18 protein-coding genes and 1 riboswitch are annotated in these 21766 nt (G+C 39.2%); of the genes, 15 read left to right on the top strand and 3 right to left on the bottom strand.

The genetic code is table 11. The features are described 5' to 3' along the window. Positions 1–20: 20 nt before the first annotated feature. The 11 genes from LJD61_RS07440 to LJD61_RS07390 all read left to right on the top strand — a co-directional run bounded on the left by LJD61_RS07440 (position 21) and on the right by LJD61_RS07390 (position 10726). Positions 21–1172, top strand: a complete 1152-nt coding sequence (locus LJD61_RS07440) for a pyridoxal phosphate-dependent aminotransferase (RefSeq protein ID WP_255226903.1) — start codon at positions 21–23, stop codon at positions 1170–1172. 11 nt (positions 1173–1183) lie between these two features. Further along, on the top strand, positions 1184–1441 hold the full coding sequence (locus LJD61_RS07435) for a ubiquitin family protein (protein WP_255226902.1): 258 nt from the start codon (positions 1184–1186) through the stop codon (positions 1439–1441). Positions 1442–1474: 33 nt separating this feature from the next. Further along, positions 1475–1738 (top strand): TIGR04076 family protein, encoded by a 264-nt coding sequence (locus tag LJD61_RS07430; protein ID WP_255226901.1) that lies wholly within the window; start codon positions 1475–1477, stop codon positions 1736–1738. Positions 1739–1751: 13 nt separating this feature from the next. Continuing rightward, a complete protein-coding gene (locus tag LJD61_RS07425) occupies positions 1752–2375 on the top strand; it encodes a flavin reductase family protein (protein ID WP_255226900.1) in 624 nt (207 codons plus the stop codon). 47 nt (positions 2376–2422) lie between these two features. After that, positions 2423–2578, top strand: coding sequence for a DUF6506 family protein (locus tag LJD61_RS07420; RefSeq protein ID WP_255226899.1), 156 nt, complete (start codon positions 2423–2425; stop codon positions 2576–2578). Between the two features lie 57 nt (positions 2579–2635). Beyond that, positions 2636–3502: an FAD binding domain-containing protein gene (locus tag LJD61_RS07415; RefSeq protein ID WP_255226898.1), complete on the top strand. Its 867-nt coding sequence runs from the start codon at positions 2636–2638 to the stop codon at positions 3500–3502. Continuing rightward, entirely contained in the window at positions 3499–3975 is a 477-nt protein-coding gene (locus tag LJD61_RS07410) for a (2Fe-2S)-binding protein (RefSeq protein WP_255226897.1), read from the top strand. The genes LJD61_RS07415 and LJD61_RS07410 overlap by 4 nt, the downstream gene beginning before the upstream one ends. Next, on the top strand, positions 3968–6190 hold the full coding sequence (locus LJD61_RS07405; protein ID WP_255226896.1) for a xanthine dehydrogenase family protein molybdopterin-binding subunit: 2223 nt from the start codon (positions 3968–3970) through the stop codon (positions 6188–6190). Before LJD61_RS07410 ends, LJD61_RS07405 begins: the two co-directional genes overlap by 8 nt. Before the next feature lie 226 nt (positions 6191–6416). Further along, positions 6417–7127: an ABC transporter ATP-binding protein gene (locus LJD61_RS07400; RefSeq protein ID WP_255227053.1), complete on the top strand. Its 711-nt coding sequence runs from the start codon at positions 6417–6419 to the stop codon at positions 7125–7127. Further along, entirely contained in the window at positions 7127–9478 is a 2352-nt protein-coding gene (locus LJD61_RS07395; protein WP_255226895.1) for an ABC transporter permease, read from the top strand. Before LJD61_RS07400 ends, LJD61_RS07395 begins: the two co-directional genes overlap by 1 nt. Positions 9479–9490: 12 nt before the next feature. Then, positions 9491–10726 (top strand): efflux RND transporter periplasmic adaptor subunit, encoded by a 1236-nt coding sequence (locus LJD61_RS07390; protein WP_255226894.1) that lies wholly within the window; start codon positions 9491–9493, stop codon positions 10724–10726. A gap of 80 nt (positions 10727–10806) precedes the next feature. On the opposite strand, the gene LJD61_RS07385 is transcribed toward LJD61_RS07390, so the two are convergent. After that, positions 10807–12465, bottom strand: coding sequence for a hypothetical protein (locus tag LJD61_RS07385; RefSeq protein WP_255226893.1), 1659 nt, complete (start codon positions 12463–12465; stop codon positions 10807–10809). A 3-nt stretch (positions 12466–12468) separates the two neighbouring features. After that, entirely contained in the window at positions 12469–13257 is a 789-nt protein-coding gene (locus tag LJD61_RS07380) for an ABC transporter ATP-binding protein (RefSeq protein ID WP_255226892.1), read from the bottom strand. Positions 13258–13522: 265 nt separating this feature from the next. Between LJD61_RS07380 and LJD61_RS07375 the strand changes: the two genes are divergently transcribed. Beyond that, positions 13523–14218, top strand: a complete 696-nt coding sequence (locus tag LJD61_RS07375) for a hypothetical protein (RefSeq protein ID WP_255226891.1) — start codon at positions 13523–13525, stop codon at positions 14216–14218. 45 nt (positions 14219–14263) lie between these two features. Here the strand turns inward: LJD61_RS07375 and LJD61_RS07370 are convergent, their stop codons facing one another. Further along, positions 14264–14779, bottom strand: a complete 516-nt coding sequence (locus LJD61_RS07370; RefSeq protein WP_255226890.1) for a ferritin — start codon at positions 14777–14779, stop codon at positions 14264–14266. Positions 14780–15048: 269 nt separating this feature from the next. On the opposite strand from LJD61_RS07370, the gene LJD61_RS07365 reads away from it, so the two are divergent. The 3 genes from LJD61_RS07365 to LJD61_RS07355 all read left to right on the top strand — a co-directional run. Then, positions 15049–16263 (top strand): BTAD domain-containing putative transcriptional regulator, encoded by a 1215-nt coding sequence (locus tag LJD61_RS07365; protein ID WP_255226889.1) that lies wholly within the window; start codon positions 15049–15051, stop codon positions 16261–16263. Positions 16264–16445: 182 nt separating this feature from the next. Beyond that, complete coding sequence (locus tag LJD61_RS07360) at positions 16446–17888, top strand: HD-GYP domain-containing protein (protein WP_255226888.1); 1443 nt, start codon at positions 16446–16448, stop codon at positions 17886–17888. 32 nt (positions 17889–17920) lie between these two features. After that, a riboswitch (cyclic di-GMP riboswitch) is annotated at positions 17921–18006 on the top strand. A gap of 79 nt (positions 18007–18085) precedes the next feature. Further along, the coding region (locus LJD61_RS07355; RefSeq protein WP_255226887.1) for an InlB B-repeat-containing protein at positions 18086–21766 on the top strand (3681 nt) is incomplete at its 3' end.

Genomic DNA, 21766 nt, shown 5'->3' with positions numbered 1-21766 from the left:
ATAGACTGGAGGTAATGATAATGCCTAAGATGGCGCAGATGGTAGTAAATCAGAAAAGATCAGGTATTAGAGAAATAGTAGAATTATCGCAGGGTATAGAAGGAGTATACCATATGGAAATAGGTGAGCCCCTGTTTCAAACTCCTATGAATATTATTGAAGCAGGCTGCAATGCTTTAAAAGAAGGGTACACCAAATATACTCCTAATGCAGGCTTCATGCCTCTAAGAAAGGCAATTAGCGACAGGCTGAATAATGATTATAAATTAGCTTTGAAACCTGAGAATACAGTGGTAACTACTGGAGGAGTTCAGGCTATAGCTAATGCAGTAAGGGTTTTGACGGAAATTGGAGATGAAGTTTTGCTTCCAGATCCGGGATGGCCTAATTACGAGAACATAATAATGAGTACAGGAGCTGTACCTGTAAGGTATACACTTACACCAGAAAATGGGTTTTTACCTTCCTTTGAGGAATTAAAGAAGCTGATAACACCAAAGACAAAGGTTTTGATTGTAAATACTCCATCCAATCCTTTGGGAGTTATTTTCCCTGAGAAAACAATGAAAGAGATTGTATCCTTTGTAAAGGAAAATGATTTATTCCTGATATCTGATGAGGTATATGAAAAGATTGTTTTTAAGGGTAAACATGTTAGTGCATTGAATTATGATACTGACGACAGGGTAGTGGCAATATATACCATGTCCAAAAGCTATGCTATGACTGGTTGGAGGGTAGGATATGCTGTGGCATCAGAGGATATTATTGCTCAAATGACCAAAATGCAGGAAGCTTACGTATCCTGCACTCCTGCAGTTTCACAAAAGGCAGCTGAAGCAGCACTTACAGGTCCACAGGACTTTATTGAGTCTGCCAAAGAATCTTATCTAAAGAATAGAGATATTGCAGCTTCTATTCTCAATGAATATGGTATAGACTATTTTATGCCTGAAGGTGCCTTCTACATGTGGATAAATGCAAAATGCGAAGATTCTACAGGGTTTGCAAAGGAGCTTCTACTCCAGAGGAAAGTTGCTGTTGCATCAGGAAGGACTTTCGGACCTTCGGGGAAAAGCTTTATAAGGATTTCCCTGGCATCACCGGAGGAAACTGTAAAGAATGGCGTAAGACTTCTTGCTGAATATATTAAAGAAAAAAATTTATTGTAGAGGTTTTTTCTATGATTCAAGTCACAGTAAAAATCGGAGGCGGATTATGCGGGATAAATAAGCACGAATTTTTTTACCACGAAGTACAGAAAAATACATCAGTGGAAGAATTTCTAACAATTCTGTCCGAGCATGTAGGAGATGATGTATTAAAACCTACTGTGATTGTGGTTTTAAATGGAGTTAAGCTTTCTCAAAGAGAGATAAGAGAGCGTAAATTAGAAGATAGAGATATGATATCGTTATTTGGTGCCTTGGTGGGGGGCTAACCCCACTCAATCTATTTTTAAGGAGAAATGAACATGAAAGAAAAGAAGGTTATAGCAAAAGTAATAGAGGTACGAGGAAAGGGCTGTGACTTGGGCATAAAACTTGGAGATGAGTATGTTATTGACATAAATAAAAGCGAATTTTGTGGATGGGCTTATAATGCTTTGTTTCCTTATGCCTTCTCGTTGAAGTTTGGAGGAACCTTCCCATGGGAACCGGAAGGCAATACAACTTGTGTAGCATGTCCCGATCCATATAATACTGTAGTTTTCAAATTAATTGCTTTGGATGAATAGAAGGTGTGTAAATATGAAGAAGGAAATGAAAGAAAGCGAACTTTTCAATAGCGTTTTCTTATTGCAGCCCAGCCGGCCCATACTATGCACTACAAAAAATGAGGATGGCTCAGATCATGTAGCACCCTTCAGCTGGATAAACCCTGCATCTCATAAACCGCCAAGGGTGGCTCTGGCATTGCTGAATAAGCCTAAAAAACAAAGAAGCCTTGAGAACATTGAAAGAACAGGTGAGTTTGGAGTGAATATCCCCGATATGTCAATGGCTGAAAAAATGGTTGAGTGTTCTTATGCAACCAAGCTTGGAGAAAATAAATTTGACCGCTCCGGATTTACCAGAATGCCATCTGCTGATATTAAGGCCCCATGTATAGAAGAGGCCATGGCAAGCTTGGAATGTAAAGTGCTGAATATGATGGATGCAGGCGATCACACTCTGATAATTGCCGATATAGTTCATGCGAAATATGATGAAGATGCATACAGCTCCAATCTTCTCATAAACACCGGTAAGTTTAGGCCGGTTATCCATGTTCAGAACTTCAATCTGGAAAAATCCCAGCTACATATTTTTCTTTCTTCCGGCAGCACTGAGACCATAGAAGTGTCATATCCATGCAAAGGAGAAAAAAACTAAGCAGCTTATAAACAAAATGAAGTGCACAGAGAAATAATGAAAAAATTATGGAGGAAGAGAATTGCCTGCTGATAGAGCTTTGCGGAGGATTTGGGGAAGAAGGTGCACGTACAGTAATTAAAGCGGTGGAAGGTAAGATTCCTGTAGGACATATCGAATATCTTCCGGAAGCCCGCGAAAAACTGTCAATTCTGCCAATATAGATATTTATTTATGAACTGTATTCATCAAATAAACTATTTAGTCAGGAGTTGTTAATCATGTATGGCACATTGGAATATTTATGTCCTACATCTTTGCAAGAGTTATTTCAACTTATGGAAAGTTATAAAGATGAAGCTGCTATTTATGCAGGAGGTACAGATCTTTTAGTATTGCTCAGATCCGGTAAGGTTTCTTTTAAGTATTTGATCGATGTTAAAAAGATACCTGAACTTAACGGTATCAACGAAACAGAAAAAGTTATATCTATAGGAAGTGTGAGTCGTTTTATAGATATTCAAAATAGTTTACTGGTTAATAGGTGGGCAAAAGCCCTTTCTCAGGCTTCTAATCAAGTCGGAAGTGTGCAGATCCGCTTTAAAGGCACTCTAGGCGGCAATATAAAAACTGCATCTCCTGCAGGAGACGGGCTTAATGCGGCATGGGCTTTAGATGCTCAAATAGGGCTGTTGTCTGTCAATGGGGAACGCATACTACCGCTTACCGAGTTCATCCTTGCACCCAGAAAAACAGTAATTCTACCGGGAGAAGTTATTGCCAGGATTTATATACCGAAACGTGAGTGGAGCTATCAAAAATTTTTCAAAGTAGGCCGCAGGAATGCTCTGGCTATTTCTGTCGTTAATGGTGCAGTGGCCTTGGAAGTCGATAAAAATGGGATAATAAAGGATTCTCGCATATCCCTTGGATCTGTGGCACCTACACCTCTGCGCATTACAAAGGCGGAACAATTGCTTATGGGGAAAGAGCTTCATGAATTGGCGCTTGAAGAGTTAGCTCGGATCGTGCAGGAAAGTGTAAGCCCGATCTCCGATATTCGCGCTGGTGCAGAGTATCGTGCATATATGGCAGGTGTATTGGTTAAGAAACAAATAGTAGAATTCTTGGAGGAGTTTGTAAAATGAGTATTTGTTTTATATTAAACGGAAAAAATGTTGCTACTGATTCTCCGGCGGATACTACATTGCTGAAAGTATTGCGGGAAGAAATGCACATGTATGGCGTAAAAAGAGGGTGCGAAACCGGAGAATGCGGTGCGTGTACAGTTTTGGTAGACGGTGAAAATATAAATTCTTGCATGATGCTTGTCGGCGAAATAGAAGGAAAATCTATTACCACAATAGAGGGTCTTACAACAGATGGTGAATTGGATCCTATACAGCGGGCTTTTGCGGAGAAGGGCGCAGTACAGTGCGGCTTCTGCACTCCAGGTATGATCATGTCTGTTAAAGGGTTGCTGAACCGCAATCCCAATCCTACACGGGCAGAGATCAAAGAGGCGCTCAGCGGAAATCTCTGCAGGTGCACAGGTTATGAACAGATATTTGAAGCTGTGGAATCTCTCATAGAAGGGAGGAAGAGTAATAATAATGGATAATGTCATGCCATATAGAAGTGATATTATGGATAAAGTGACCGGCGCAGCTAAATATAGTGAAGATTTTTACATGGAGAATATGGTGTATGCTAAAATTCTTTGGCCAAGTGTACCCAGAGCAAGAGTCATAAAAATAGATATTTCGGAAGCTCAAAGAGCACCCGGAGTAGTAAGAATAGTAACGCGTAAAGATATTACAGGTTCAAATTTAAGCGGCATGTATCATATTCAAGACCGCCCTATTTTAATCGGTGAGGGGGAAGAGGTAAGGTTTTCAGCAGATGCTTTAGCATTGGTAGCAGCAGAAACAGAGGAAGAAGCAGAAAGGGCTTGCAAGCTGATAAACGTAGAATACGAGGAACTTCACGCCATACATACCGTTGAACAAGCTAAGGCAGAAAATCAGCCTCCTTGCTTTGAGCATGAGATCAAAAAAGGTGATGTAGAGGCCGGCTTTTCTAAGGCTGCTGCTGTTGTTGAAGAAGAATATACAAATCCTTATGCAGAGCATGCCTATATTGAGCCTGAGGCCGGATATGCTTATATAGATAATAACGGAACAATAAATGTATGTTATGGGACTCAGGACATTACACAAAATCACAGGATGGCCTGCAAGGCATTGGGTTATCCCTATCATAAGGTACGCTTACACGTGCCCTATGTAGGCGGAGGATTCGGAGGCAAGCATAGTATGTCGGTACATGTTTATCTGACATTGCTGGCCCATGTGGTCCGCAGGCCGGTGCGCCTCGTATGGACAAGGGAAGAATCCATAAGCTACAGTTGTAAAAAGCAGCATATGATTACGAAAGCCAAAATGGGTCTTGATGCGAACGGTCACATCTGTGCTTTGCAAGTACTTAGCGAGGGATCTGCAGGTCCCTATTACGGCAATTATGAAGGGGCCTTGCTTTCCTTCATGAATGGAGTTTGCGGGCCATACCGTTACAACAATTTAGATATTGCAGGTAAAATGTATTATACAACAGGTTCAGAAATAGGCTCTTTTAGAGGCGTTGGTACACCGGATGGCACCTTTGTTATTGAAACCCTTATTGATAAGGCGGCAAGAAAGCTGGGAATGGACCCGTTAACCGTTCGCCGGCGCAACTGGATGCAAAAGAAGGAGGAATTTGCCGCACAATTTAAAGGAGCCATGTCCCGCAATATTTCAGACGATTGGATCATAGCTGAAACAATGGAAACTGCGCTTAAAGCTGCAGGGCCGCTGCCAAAAGCTGCTGCAGGCAAGAAAGTTGGCCGAGGAATAGCAAATGCTATGCCGGCTTTTGCTATTGGCAATTCGCCCCTTCATAAAGGTTCTGTTGCAGAGCTGACCATGTTTTTTGACGGTTCCTTGCTGGTCAAGCTGGGATTCCCGGAGATCGGACAGGGAATCACTGATGTTGCGGTAAAGTTGGCTGCTTCAGCAATGGGTACGGATGAGGCCCAAATAAGCGTTATGTTAAGCGATAGCCATCTTACGCCTAAGGCGGGTGCATTGGGCTTTTCACAAGCGACTGTTACTGCAGGCAACGCTGTGCTTGATGCGGCTGAGAAGCTTAAAAGACTTCTGGAGGATATTGCTCGAGAATACTTGAACAGTCAAGACGAGGCCATATATTATAAAAGAGACGGATTCTATAATGGGGATGGCATTAAATTGGTTGATTGGAACGATTTCGCTGATTTCTGTTTTAATGAAGTGAGATCTCTTACAGCTCAAGGTTGTGTCGTTGGGCCTCCGGAAGATAACGGGTTATATGGTGTCACGCCAATTTCAACAGTAGCCGATGTGGAAATTGACGAAGAATCGGGTGAGATAAAAGTCTTGCAGGTAATAAGCTGTCACGACATTGGCAAGACTATAAATTACCAAAGCGCAAGAGGTCAAATCTTAGGAGGCGTGATAATGAGCATGGGTGTGACAACGATGGAAGAATTCATATTAAATAAAGGACATGCTTTGACTCCTTCATTTGCAGAATATGTGATCCCTACGGCAATGGATGTGCCCGAGCACAATAAAGTTGTTTTTATAGAAGGAAATTATGGGAACGGATGCCCTCAAGGAGCAAAGGGCGTGGGTGAGCATGGGATGTATGCTACCGGAAGCGCCATTTCCAATGCCATATTGGATGCAGTGGGAGTGAGCATGACCCAACTTCCCATTACCCCTGAAAAGCTGTTAAGAAAACTGAATAGAATATAACAAGCGGAAGGTCAGATTGCCTGGAGGTGAATGCAGATACCGTTGCTATACCCTAAGAGCCGGCTTAAGCCGACTCTTTTTTTCTATTTGGTTGTATTTCCAATGCTTTTGAAGTAAAATATTATTAACAAATAATGTAATAAATTTTTTTGAATAAGCATGTTAAAAACCAAGGGAATCTATACTTTCCTATGGATCATTGACTATTGGAAGGAGGGAGCGGATGATGGAAAAAGACTTGCAGATACAGGTGGAAAACCTGAGCAAGAGCTATCAGATGGGTGAAGTGGAGGTCAAGGCTTTAGATGATGTAAGCTTTGAGGTCTATGAAGGGGAGTTTGTAGTCATATTGGGGCCCAGCGGATCTGGGAAAAGCACCCTCCTCAACATAATCGGAGGCATGGACTCTCCCAGCCAGGGGAAGGTCATAGTCGCGGATGAAGAAATAACGAAGTACAACGATGCCAAGCTTACGGCTTACCGCAGGAATAAGGTGGGCTTTGTCTTTCAATTCTATAATCTCATGGCAAACCTTACAGCCAGAGAAAATGTGGAGCTGGCTGCTGAAATCTGCAAGGATGCCATGAACATAGATGAAGTAATAGAAGAAGTGGGCCTTTCAGACAGAAAGGATCATTTCCCCTCCCAGATGAGCGGCGGAGAGCAGCAAAGAATTGCCATTGCCAGGGCTGTTGCCAAGAATCCCCTGCTTATCCTTTGTGATGAGCCTACCGGAGCTTTGGATTTCCAGACGGGCCTCCTCATCCTTTCACTGCTGCAGCGAGTCAATCGAAAGCTTCATAAAACGGTCATAGTGATAACCCATAATATGGCCGTCGGCGATATGGCAGACCGGGTGATCAAAATGAGAAGCGGCAAAATAACAGAGATCAGGGAAAATCCTGAGCCCATACCTCCCGAAAGGATTGAATGGTGATGAAAAAGCTGGATGTAAGACTGCTGCGCATGATAAAGAATTCAAAGGGTCAGTTTATTTCGGTGGTTGTTATTGTAATCGTTGGCTTGAGCATTTTTATTTCCTTCAGCACCACTGCCATAAATATGAGCAATGCCGTTGATTATTATTATGAAGAAACAAAGTTAAGCCATATTCATGTACAGCTCATGAAGATACCCCAGGCTGCGGTGCAGGATATAAAAGCTATAGAAGGGATCACAGAGGTCCAAGGCAGAGTCGCCTTTGACGTTCCTATTAAGACCCGGGATAAGGATGAAAGGGTAAGAATAAGGATTATTTCCATTCCTTCCGGAGGCGGAAGCGTCAACAGGCTTTACTCAGAGAAGCGCCTCTCCAATGAATTGACTGAAAACAGCCTGATTTTGATCAAGCAATTTGCCCAGGCGAGGAATATCAAACCGGGTGACATCATAGAGCCCTATATAAACGGCAGGACTTATACTATGAAGGTAAATGATATTGCATCAAGCGCAGAATTCGTTTATCTTATGGAAAATGAGCAGTCAATGATGCCTGCACCGGATAAGTTCGGCGTAGCTTATGTCAGTGAAGAATTTGCCCAGTCCATATATGGGTACAAAGGCAGCTATAATGAACTGCTCATAAGGGTAAAAGATGAAGACAAGATTGACGATATAGCAGATGAATTGGGAAAAAAGCTCGACAAATACGGTATACAGAGGATAATAAAGAGAGAAGATCAATTGAGCAATAAAATGGTGACAGAAGAGCTCAGAGGCATAAATACAATGGCAGCGGCGATCCCCGTGCTTTTCCTTGCAGTTGCAGGCATTATAATTTCTATAATATTGTCCAGGATAGTGAGCAATGACAGAATGGCTATAGGAGTGCTCAAAGCTTTGGGCTACAGCAATATGGAGGTGCTTTTTCATTATCTCAAATTTGCATTGATCATAGGGCTTACCGGCTCAATTTTGGGGATCATATCGGGGCTTCTATTGGCAAAGCTTCTGACGAATATATATGTTTTTTATTTTGAGATTCCTCTGTTAAAGGTCGATATTCATTATATATACATAATATATTCCATAATTCTCACAAGCATATTTTGCATCGCTTCCGGCTTTGTTGGAGCCAGACATGTACTGGGGGTCATGCCCGCAGACTCAATGCGCCCGGAGCCTCCAAAGGCAGGAAAGCATATATTGCTTGAGAAAATAAGCTTCCTATGGCGAAGGCTCTCATTCAGCTGGAAAATGGTCATAAGAAACATTATGAGGGTAAAGCGGCGATTTATGTTTTTGGTTTTGGGACTAGCGCTGGCATATGCCATAAATACGGTGCCTCTATATATGGGAAATAGTGTGACTTCTATGTTTTCCATTCAATTCGGCGAATTTCAAAAGATGGATTATGTGGTAGAGCTGTCACGGCCTATGAACGAAAATGTAATAAAGGATATGGCCCGCTTATTGAAGGATGCCAAGCTGGAGCCAAGGCTGGAGTATCCTTTTGAACTGAAGAATGCCTGGCGGAAGAAGACCGTAAGCATTATAGGAATCCCGCGGGATACAGAGTTTTACGAATTTACGGATGTAAACAATAATATAATAACTTTGCCCCAAAAAGGCATATTCCTTACAGAATTTTTGGCAAAGGCTTTAAATGTTAAAAAAGGAGATCATATAACGGTCAATAACTTTATCCCAGGGAAGGATGATGTAAGCCTGGAGGTCAAGGGAATCATCAGGCAGTATCTGGGAGCAAATGCCTATATGGATATAGAAAATATGAGGGAGACTTTGACAGAAAAGAATATGATCACCGGTATATCAGCTATGTCAAAGGAGGATTTGAAGACCGAACTGGAGGATGCACGCAATATATCTTCGGTCAGCTCAATCGGTGACATGAGGAAAACCTTCGAAGAATATCTTGATACCATGGTAGTCAGCATAAACGTATTCATGTTTTTTGGAGGGATTTTGGGCTTTGTGCTCATTTATAATTCTACAATAATAAGCATTGCAGAAAGGCGCATGGAGCTTGCAGCTCTGCGCGTAATGGGCTTTGATAAGAAAGAAATATTCTGGATGCTGGCCAAGGAAAACTCAGTAATGGTCGTCATCGCTATTTTGCTGGGAATACCTCTGGGTATAGGAATGATCCAATCTATGGTTCAGACTTTCAACACGGAGACATATACATTGCCGTTGATCCTGACCCCTGATATTTTTATAAAAGCTGCATTAGCTACTGTTGCATTTGCAGTGATTGCCCAATTGGCTACCTTAAAGAAGATCATAAATCTCAATTTCATTGATGCGCTGAAAAGCCGCATATCGTAAGGAGGGAAATATATGAGAGGCAAGAAGAAGCTTATATGGATGGGACTTATAATAATGATCATATCGGCAGCAGCCTACTTTGCTTTATTCGGGGGTAAAGCGGTTTCAGTGAATCTGGCTAAGGTCCAAAGAGGAAATATACAGGAATATATTGAAGAGAAAGCATCAGTGGAATTGGAAAACAAGGCTGATATCTATGGCCTGCAAAGCGGGGTTGTGACCCTTGAAGCAGTGGACGTGGGAGATAGAGTAAAGACGGGAGATGTACTGCTCAAAATACAAGATGAAGAGCTGCTCCTAAATATAAAAGCGCTGGAGCTGCAAAAGCAAGCTGCCGAGGCAAAGCTGGAAGAGGCAAGAGAAGGCATAAGCCAATGGGATTTGCAAAAGCTGGAGGCTCAGGAGAAGGCGGCTCAGATCGCCTATGAAGAGGCGAAGCGGGTGGCGGAAAACAATAAAAAGCTTTATGAAGCCGGAGGCATAAGCAGAGACATATATGATAGCTCAGTTGCCGCTTTGGCTTCTGCAGAAGCCAGCCTGGAAGTCGTCAAAAGCAGCCTGGCAGCAGCTCAGGAAGGGTTTTCGCCCAATATAGAAAAGCAATTTAAGGCTCAGATCGATGAAATACAGATCCAGATAAACCATCTTAAAAGCAAGCAGAAGGATTATATAGTAAAGTCTCCCATAGACGGCATAGTGATGCTGGCGGAAGCCCCCCAGGGAAGTGCCGTTCCCCAGGGCAAGCTGATATTCCAGATAGGGAATTATGATGATATGTTTTTGACAAGCGATATTTTGGTAGATGATATAGCCAATGTGAGGGAAGGCTCCGAAGTGCTGATCAGCAATGAAGATTTGGGCATACCTGATATAAAGGGTACTGTAAGAAAGATATATCCCCAGGCTTTCAGCAAAATGTCGGATCTGGGCATAGCCCAAAAAAGGATAAAAGCGGAGATAAGCTTTGATGAAGCAGTAAATAATTTAAAGCCCGGCTATGATATGGATATAAAGATAGTTATCGCAAGCTCGCAAAATACACTTATTGTAAATGAGAAAGCAGTGTTTGACCATGAGGGCAAAAGCTATGTTTTCATAAATAACGATGGTGCGGCCAAGATGGTACAGATCGACAAGGGCCTGGAAAGCGATGATGAGATTGAGGTATTGAAAGGATTGAATGAGGGGCAGGAGGTAATCCTCTCGCCGGATGAAAGCATAGAAGAAGGAACCAAAATCAAAAGCTAATAAAATAGCTATAGCGTCTTGATAAGGCACTATAGCTATTTTTTATTTAAGAAGCATTGGGGACATTCTGCAGGCCTATCCTAAGCATCATCCCCATACGGCAATAAAATAGCCTTCCTGCCAAAAAACTTCTTCCATATATATAGGGTTACAATAATCAATATGGGCATATATATGTGCCTACCATAAGAAATACCTGCAGCAACATAATGGATAACAGCCAAAACCGATATGGCAAGGAATAATGGTATAATAATAAATCCCTGGCTTTGGGCGGTCACCTCAAAAGCTTCAGAAAAAGGCAATTGCATTTTCAAAATCTTAAAGCAGATTGCAATGAATAATATTATGTTTAAAAATACTAGGATCAAATCTATAGCTATCCTGCCTTTAAAAATGATCATAAATATTATGCTTTCAAAGATATATAAGGGAACAAGAAGGTTAATAATAACTGCTTTTAAGGTGCCTTTATATATATATCCTGCATCATCAAAAGGCAGCATCCTATAAATCCAGGCCCCTTTATATTTATCGGAATACCCTATAGTCATGAGTATGGTGGGAACTATCAGAGCAACAAAATATATGTTAAAATACATTTTCCCCTGAGCTAAACTTTCCCATCCTGCATTTTTAAATTTTGTTAATAAAAAAACTAATGGAAGGATCAGAGAAAGACCCAATGAAGGATATACTTTGAGCTTAAAATTTCTTTCACTTCTCATCATATCGGCAGCAAACCTGAAAAAGATTCTTTCTTCTCTGGTTCTGCAGAATATTCCCGACAAATAATAATTAAATCCTTTGCTCCTGACCTTAACATTGCCGCTGCTATCATTCAGCTTTTGCAAGTTTCTCTCAAAAGAAGGCGTAAGCTTTATATACAATATTATTGATAATACGGGTATTATCAAAGCTAAAGCTGAAAATAGCGTTATATGAGAACTATAATTGTTGTTAAGTATCAGTTCAAAGGGGCCTCCGAACCACATGGATGGAATTAAAGACTGCCACCACCTCGGAACGAAGCTGATATTCATCATATCCCTTAAATCAAACAACCTGCCTATAAGCTGGTACCCGATGGATAGGGCTATGCTTAAAATTATTTGAACATAATTGATGATATCCTTCAGCTTTTCGCCGTCGAAAAACTTGAGTATCAATATATACAATAGAGCTGTCAAAGCCACTATAAATAAATCCATCAGAATTATTTCTGATAGGAATATAATAAAAAACAGAAAACCCTGCCTATATAAGGATATGAGCAATGATGGCCCTGTGAAAGAAAATGTTATATAAAACATGTATATAGTTATATGAAGAGTTTTGGCCATGCTTAAAGTTTTGCCGTTTACCGGCCTTGATAAGATTATATCCTTATCTTTTAAATCTAATAGTACGGAAGAAAAATCCGAAATCAAAATGGTCATCATCATGAACATCAATATCCCAAACAGGAAACTCATTTGAAAGAGATAATTCCCTTTTGAAAACACAAAGGGAACTAACAGTATTCCCAATACTCCATAGAACAACAAAGATTTGGCAATGCTATTGCTTTGGTCGCTTTTCTTTTTAGAGGAATTATCCTTCATCACTGTGGGGACTCTTCTTTCATCCATAGCAAGCTTGACCTGGAGTATTCTTCTCATGATCGAATAATCTACACCAAGCTTTTCAAATATAGCTTTAAATTTATCCAGAAGGATTAATATTCTAAAATCTTTCATTTTCTATACTCCTTGAACTACAGATACGATTTGTGCCGCAATGTCTTTATGCTCATTGAATCCGGTGAGATCATTGAATATCTCTTCCAGCGAACCCTCCATAGATTTCTCTTTCAATTCGTCAAAGGTTCCGTCGGCAACGATTTGCCCGCCATTGATCAGTATTATCCTGCTGCTTATTTTCTCAACTACTTCCATTATATGAGAGGAATAAAATATTGTCTTGCCTTTGGAAGCCAATTCGGTCAATACTTCCTTGAATACCATAACGCTATTGGCATCCATGCCGCTTAGCGGCTCATCTAAAAATAAAATATCCGGGTTGTTCAGCAGGCTTGATACTATGACTGCCTTCTGCCGCATGCCCTTTGAGTAGGAAGATATCCTTGAGTCATATACCTCTTTTAGTCCAAACAGCTCCATCAGCCTCATCGCCTTCTCATCGGCTTCATCATGGTCAAGCCCATAGAGCTCCCCTATAAAGGTCAAGTATTCTCTGCCGGTTAAATTGTCATAGATATCTGCTGTTTCAGGCACATAGCCTATTTTTTTCTTGTATTCTGCATTTCCGTCAGATATATTTCTGCCGAAAATATTGATCTCCCCCGTATATTTTCCCATAAGTCCCAGCATTATCTTAACAGTGGTGCTTTTGCCGGCGCCATTGGGCCCAATATAGCCTATTATTTGCCCGCTGTAAATATCCAGATTTATTCCCTTTAGCACCTTTTTATCGCCAAAGCTTTTTTCTAGACCCCTTATGGTTATTATAGGTTTATTGTGCAATTCCATATATTCGCCTCTCTTCATTGATTATCTCATTTAACATCATTATACATTAATAGCACTTTGTAAGGAAATGGTTAGCATATCTTGAATTATTTTTATATTATTCTAATTTTCAGCAATCTCTTGATTAGACGCATAAAGGCGGAATTTGTTTCTATGTATGCATGGTTCATTATTTTATAATTATGCTGTATAATCTATTAGTAGCATAACATATATCTTTGCCATCCTGAGCCGAAATGCATAACTGTCTGGAAGGAGGACATAAATGAGAAAAGAAGGTCAAGAAAATAAAAGAAATTGGAAAAGGATTATAGGTATCATACTCTTCATTACTTTGGTATCTTCAATAGCATATACTATTGTCAAAATCATTGTTGCACCATCCGGACCGATTGGCACGGAGGCATATGAAAAGGTTAAAAGTGATTACGTTCTGATGCTTTTGCAATGCATATTAGGGCTTATTGTTATGGCAATACCGTCGATTATTGAACGCAGATGGCTTATTGATATCCCAAACAATATGGAAGTTTTATATTTTATCTTCTTATATTGTGCAATATATCTCGGTGAGGTCAGAAATTTCTACTATATCATCCCTTTTTGGGATACAATACTGCATGCTTTTAGTGGCGCAATGCTCGGAGCTCTTGGATTTGCTCTGGTCAGCATCCTCAACGATTATGAAAGCACGAGATTTCATCTGAGCCCTTTTTTCATAGCTTTGTTTGCCTTTTGCTTTGCCTTGACGGCCGGGGCTATATGGGAGATATACGAATATTTGATTGATGGGATATTCGGGCTTAATATGCAGAAGTTCGCATTAGAGGACGGAACTCTTCTTATCGGCCATGAGGCCCTATCCGATACGATGAAGGACATCATTGTTGATGCGGTAAGCGCATTGATCATTTCTGTGGCGGGATACTTTTCAATTTATAAGAAATGCAAGGATGATTGACGAAAAAAATCTGGCCGCCGGGGGGGATGGCAGCCAGATTTTTTATCACGCTTGAGCTGGAACAGGCGGTACGAATACCCTTTGCGCCAATTCTTGATCCAGCGCATATAATGCGCTTACATTTTCACCTATCATTTCAAGCTTCTTCATTATGTTGAAGAAGGTTTCTTCTTCCTCAGTCTGCTCATCTACAAACCACTTTAAGAAGCTTATAGTAGCATGTTCTTTTTCTTCCGTTGCTATATCCATTAAGTGATAAATTCTGCCGGTTACAAATTGTTCGTGCTCCAAGCCCGATTTAAACACATCATGCAAGTTTTTAAAATTTGCTTCAGGTTTATCTAAGCCTTCAATGATTACTTCACCATTCATTTTATTTATATAGTCAAAAAACATTTTCGCATGGGCTCTTTCTTCCTCAACCTGTACCTTGAAGAAATTTGCAAAGCCATTCAAATTCAATGAAGCGCAGTAGGCTTCCATGGCAAGGTAAAGGTGGGAAGAGAAGTATTCATAGGTTACCTGCTTGTTCAGTTCTTCAAAAAGTCTTTTGCTTATCATATTTTTGCCTCCTTTTGTGCTTTCGATTATATTTTACCAAATAATAATGATTATTACAAGAGCATAAGTGTTATTTAATGCTTTGCTATTTCTAAAACAATAGGAAAACATTGAAGTTATTTGTAAATATTATACCATTTATGGAGAAAAATATAACTTATGCAGTAAATTATTAAATATTCACTTTTTGTTTATAATGGTATATAATTATACTACTTGTACTATTTGTTAAATTGTGGGCATAGTTGGTGTTTATTGGAGGGAAGTTTATGGAATTATATGTACATACACTTGGAGACTTTGACATCAGCTTTGGAGGACAGTCCTTGCTAAAAGAATCAAGCAGATCCTATAAGTTATATAAGCTCTTTGAATATTTTATAACTTTTAGGGGTAGAAAGCTGCTGCCTGAAACAATAATTGAAAACTTATGGCAGGGTAATGAATCTAACGACCCTAAAAATGTATTGCGCACGCAAATATTCAGGCTGAGACAAATTTTTAAAAAAATACTCCCGAAAGACATAGATGAATCAAAGTATTTTAATATAAGCTTTAGTAATGGATATTACTGTTTTGAAATAGGAGAACTGGCAATACTTGATGTTGCAGAATTTGAAAAGTATATCAGGCAAGGAGACAGCAAAAAATCCGAGAATATAGATGACGCAGTGAAGCTGTACAAAAAAGCACTGAAGCTGTATAAGGGGGCATATTTATCAGAGAACTCCTATGAGGTATGGCTTGTTCCCATAAGAAATCATTACAGCAGATTATATTTGAAAGCTCTTTTTAAGCTTATAGAAATTCTTAAGGAAAAAGAAGAATATATCGGTATAGTTGAACTATGTGAAGAAGCAATTATTATAGAGCCCTATGAGGAAGCTATACACATATATTTGATAGAGGCTATGCTGAAGGTGGGTCAAATAAATAATGCCATGAGTCATTATGAATATATAACTTCGTTACTTAGTAAAGAAATGGGTATTAAATCTTCTCCAGGTTTAAAAAATATTTATAGAAAAATACAAGACTACTATGATGAAAAAGGCGAAACGGACATTGGAAATATTAAAACAAGACTAGAGGACAGCTCCCTTAATGGAGCTATGTTATGCGATACGGATTATTTTAAGTTTTTATTTAATATTCAAAAAAGAAAAGAATTAAGAGATGGAAAATCAGATTTCATAAGCCTTATTACTTTGAGATGTGATGATAAAAACAGATGTGATATAGAAGAATTAAAAAAGAGGGTTAGGATAATGACAGGAGTGTTGGAGAAATCCTTAAGGAAGGGTGATGTCTTTTCCTTCTGGAATGATACTCAGATTATCATATTGCTTCATGATGCAAAAGAAAATAGCTTAGGGGAAATTGAAACAAGAATAAAGAAGAATTTTTCCGGCATAGTTAAACCTGATAGCTTTAAAATAAGCATTGAGTTTCTGCCACTGACCTCAGAGAAGAATGTAGTATAGAAAGTCCTAGAAATAGGGCTTTTTTTATTCCTTTTTTTGTGTAATTCAGATGTGACCGAAAAGAAATCAAAATATAATTGGGAAAGAATACGAATGTAATCCAACTAAACAAATTTTGAAACAGGCGAATGATATAGTGTAATCAATAGCTTGACCAAAATATTGGAGTCAGGGGTGAGAACATGATGGAGTATCCTTCCAAATATGATTTTTTTCTTAGCTTTAAAGCCCTTATCAATGATGATGGACATTTTGTTGACTATATATTGGTAAGCCTAAGTGATAATTTTCAAAACGCTACAAATATAAAGGCTGAACGAATACTGGGCAGAAAAATATCTGAAATAGTATTGGAATATGAAAACGATGTATTTGGGATAAAGGATATTTACTACAACATGATACCAAAGACTAGAAGAAAGTTTGAAAAGCATATATACGAATTAGACAGATGGTATTCAATCAATATTTTTAGTGATGATAGAGACTATCTAATACTTTTTTATAATGATATTTCAAGAATCAAAAAATCAAAGGAATCGTCTGCCGACCACATAAGAAATCGGGGAGAAATATATGATTTAGAGGAGAAGCGGGAGTATTTTGGCTATAAGGATAAATTGACAGGCCTTTACAACAGAGACTTTTTTGATGAGGAGCTTTCAAGACTGGACAGCTTTAGACAATTGCCCATAAGTGTAATAATTGGTGATCTAAACGGACTTAAGCTTATAAATGATGCTTTTGGTCATGACATGGGCGATAAAGCTTTAAAAAGGGTAGCTGAGATAATGAAGAGGGCTTTCAGAAAAGAAGATATAGTCAGCAGGGTGGGGGGAGATGAATTTGTAGTTTTGCTTCCCAAAACTACAGAAAAAACTGCCTTGTCTATAGTAAATAGAATAAAAGAAGACTGCATAGCAAATCCTCTTGACTTTATCAAAATAAGCATTAGCTTTGGAGCAGCAACTAAAAAAAATGGAGAAGAAGACATATTTGAGATTTATAGAAAAGCCGAGGATAGGATGTATTTCAATAAGCTTACGGAGAGCAAAGAAGCGAAGCTGTCAATGATCAAGTATCTTAAGGATAGGCTAGAGGAAATATCCTTTGAAACAAAGGCACATTATGAAAGGCTCAAAGGCCTGTGCCTCATGTTGGCTGATAAGCTGGGCCTGTCTGATATAGAAAAGGAAGAATTAAAACTCCTATGCGAGTTCCACGACATTGGTAAAATCGGTATTCCATCACAAATATTGCAGAAAGAAGGTGCTTTGAACAGTGATGAATGGGAAAGAGTGAGGCGTCATAGCGAGATAGGCTACCACATCATAGGAGCATCGAGAGAGACATTGGCAATAGATGAATTGATACTTATACACCATGAGAGATGGGATGGAAAAGGTTATCCTGGACTTTTGAAACAGGATGAAATACCTCATACAGTTAGAATATTTGCCATTGCAGATTCATATGATGCTATGGTAAATGACAGACCATACAAAAGCGCAATAAATAATGCTGAGGCTTTAAGAGAAATAGAGAGCAAAGCAGGAACTCAATTTGACCCATATCTGGCAAAAATCTTTGTTCAAATGATGAGAAGAGAAGAAGTAGCCATATAAGGGAAATTTAGTTTTTATGCTTAATTTCGATAGAAATGAAAAGGCAAACCTAGCGAAAGTTAGGGACGCAAAGCTATGAATCTAAAGCTTACTAAGCTATGATTGTCAGGCTGCAATGTTATTTAATATTGCAGCCTGATTTTTTATAGAAATATCAAGAATTGCGAATTCAGCTTATTAAAGAAGGAGGTGAAAAAATGAAAGGAAAGTTAAAAAAATCCATCGCATTTCTGATGGTATTAGTAATGATTTTCAACGTGGGCATTGCAGCATTTGCTGATGAAACTATTCTGAGTAATTTAAATCAAACACAAGGTGATAGCAGCGGAGAGGGAAAGCAGACCACCGTTATTGATGCAGTTTATGGAGGGCATCCGGGAGGCCCTGCGAATCCTATTCAACAACCTGTAATACAGAAGGTCTACGAAATTAAATATTTGCTTAAAGAAACAGATGAACCAATTCCAGGCTTGGATGTGGTAACAGGTTCCGGCGATGTAGGCTCTACTATAGAGATTACTCATCCGGAAGTAGAAGGATACCAGGTTTTAGCTGATCAACCCATTAGTCTTGTAATAAACGAAGATGAAGAATTGAATAAAGTTGTAGTTTATTATGAGAAGATTGAGGCAGTTATCGAGAAACCTATAACTTTAACTTCTGAAATTGATGGAATTACTATTACAGTATCTGCTGATGCCGGGGTTATACCTAATGATACAATTCTTTCAGCAAGACTCATATCTGATAATGAATCTTTGGATTATGTAGAAGCAATTAGGGAAAATGAAGGAATTAATTTAGGACAGTTTCTAGCATTTGATATTACTTTGTTAAGCGGGAATGGTATCCAAATTCAGCCAAATGGAGAAGTATCAGTTAGTTTTTCCGGCGTTGAGTTCACTAATGATTTAGATGAGATTTTGGTTTATCATTTAGAACCTACCATGATTAGCAGGAATAAAACTCAGGAATTTAGAACGATGTCTGTTCCAAAAGCCTCAACTGATGGGATTAGGGTTAACAACATGCCAGCAAGAGTTCATAATGGAGTAGTTAGATTTAGCACAGACCATTTTTCAATTTATTTGGTTGGTACTACTGCAGCGGCAACCTATGAATTTTATAATGGCAGTGATCTAGTAGACACACAGATTATTCTGAATGGAGAATTTTTAGTAGAACCCAAGACTCCGGAAGCATCAGCAGGTAAAAAATTTATCGGTTGGGTTGTTGAAGGTGAAACGGCTCCTATAAATTTTGCTGAATCTAGGAATGTTACAACAAATAGCATTATAAAAGTAAATGCAGTATTTGAAGATGTATGTTATGTATACTTTGTCTATGATGGTAATGTAATAGCTACAAAAGAAATTGAACCTAATACAAATGTCGATCCTTCAAGCGTTCCTTTGGTTGTAAATAAACCAGGCAAAGCATTTTCACATTGGTCAACAACTATTGATGGGACAGAGTTTGATTTCAGCACAATAATTACACAAGATACTACATTATATGCTGTGTTAGCAGATCGTTGGAAGGTTACATTTGATACTCAAGGCGGAAGTGCTTTATTACCTAAATATATCATAGGTGGATCTTCTATAGGAACAATTGAAGCTACAACAAAATCCGGATATACATTTAAGCACTGGTCGCTGACATCTAATGGATCAGCTTATAATCTTAACTTACCAGTCACATCGGACATTAAGCTCTATGCTGTATGGCAGGCTAATACTAATACTCCATATACGGTAGTATATTGGCAGGAAAATGCCAATGATGACGGGTACACTTACAAAGAAACTGCTGCTAAAACAGGGCAAACCGGTGCAAACGCGGGTTATGACTCCAGAAGCTATACAGGGTTTCATCTTAATTCAACAAAGACGAATGCAGTGAACGTCACTATATTGGGTGATGGATCTGCTATTAAGAATGTGTACTATGATCGTGATAGATATACACTCCAATTTAAGAGAAAGAGTAATAATAACGTACTGCTAACATTTAATAGCATTAAACAAGGTGCGAATACTTCATATTGGTGGAATCAGGCAGTTAATGCGTATCCTGCATATATATGGTACACTACTAAAAATGGTAGCACATTCTATACATCGGCACCTGTTATGCCAAATGCCAATCTTACAGTCTATGGAGCAACAGCGGGGAATACTCAGTATGCCATCTTCTATTTGGAAGATGTCTCAGGATATCCTCAGGTACGTGCCCCTTATTACTTTACTCAATCATCAATGTACCTAACAATAGAAGACTATATTGCTATTCCCGGGTTTACTGTAAAATCAACGCCGAATGACGGCTCGCAGTATTCCACATACAATAGTGCTACGGGTAAATATGAGTTTAAAATTAAATACACAAGAAATAAATATAATATTACTTTTCAGAAGAATGATTCAACAGGTAATGCCACGGTTACGAACATTCCATATGAAGCAGATGTTTCCGACAAAGCATTAGGTGAGTACACGGTTGATGTTACAACCCGCAGCAGTGACGGTTATATTTTTAAAGGATGGTATAATAACGAGGCCACGGCGGGCGATGCTTTTGTATTTGCAGGCGCCACTATGCCGGCTGGGAATCTGATACTTTACGCAAAATGGGTTCCTCCGGTTCACAACGCAATAGCTCATGTGACACAAGGAACAGGTGGTTCAACTAATACTTTCACAGTTGACCATGGTGCGACTATTGTTGAAAGTGAATTAATAAAAGACACACCGGAAGGATTGAGTGAAGCTGATTTCCTAGGTTGGTATTGGTTTGTAAATGATACATTTGTTCCATTTGACTTTAGTATGCCAGTTTACGATGATTTAGAGCTGTTCCCTGTGTGGAATGTAAAAATCTACAAAATAACCTATGCTGTAAATGGTGGAAATGGAAGTATTGCTGATCCAAATTCTTACTGTATGGGTACAGCTGCAGTTGTTTTATCGGCAATAAGCATTACACCACCAACAGGTAAAGTATTCATTGGGTGGAAAGAATCGGCAAGTGGAAAGATTTATTATCCAAATGATAAGCTTACTATTACCGAAAATATGATCTTGACCGCTCAATGGGGAGACATAGTACCAGAAACAGAGTTAACCTATGATGCAAATGGCGGTGTAGGTGGTCCGATAGTTGTTCCCCTAAAAAATAATGCGACACATGAAGTTTTGGGAAATACTTTCATTCGTGAAGGCCATGAATTTTTGGGATGGAACACTGAATCTGATGGAAGCGGAACAAGCTTTAGTCCAGGAGCCAGTATAATTGTTGGAAATGGAGATCCAGTTCCAAATGTGCTTTATTGTCAATGGGTAATAAACAAATACACAGTAACCTATACTGCAGGTGAGAATGGAAGCATAAGCGGTACAGCTGTTCAAACAGTAAGCCATGGAGAAAGCACTACGGAAGTAACTGCAACTCCAGATGAAGGCTATCTATTCGAAAAATGGAGCGATGGAAACATTAACGCAAAAAGGCACGAAGGAAATGTAACGGCAAGTGCAGCCTACACAGCAAACTTTATGAAGGATACAAGTAAGTGGCATAAAGTTACCTTTAATTCCGGAGGCAACGGAATATTAGAAGGACCATTAGAATTCACTGATATACTGGATGGAACTGCCTGGGAAGATGCAGTGACAGTACCTGGATATGAAGCAGATCCAGGGTATGCGTTTGATAAATGGGTACCTAAGTTCCCAAATTCGGTAACACAAACTGCAACCTATACAGCAGTATTTAAGAAGGATGATACTCAAAAGTTTGGCTACACAGTAAACTATTATATAGACGGAACAACAAATACAGTACCTGGGATAGCAATAAATCCATATGTAGGGACAGCT

The sequence above is a fragment of the Lutispora saccharofermentans genome (assembly GCF_024363565.1).
Classification (GTDB): domain Bacteria; phylum Bacillota; class Clostridia; order Lutisporales; family Lutisporaceae; genus Lutispora; species Lutispora saccharofermentans.
The sequence above is the reverse complement of the archived record's forward strand: the minus strand, read 5'-3'. Positions and strand labels throughout refer to the sequence as shown.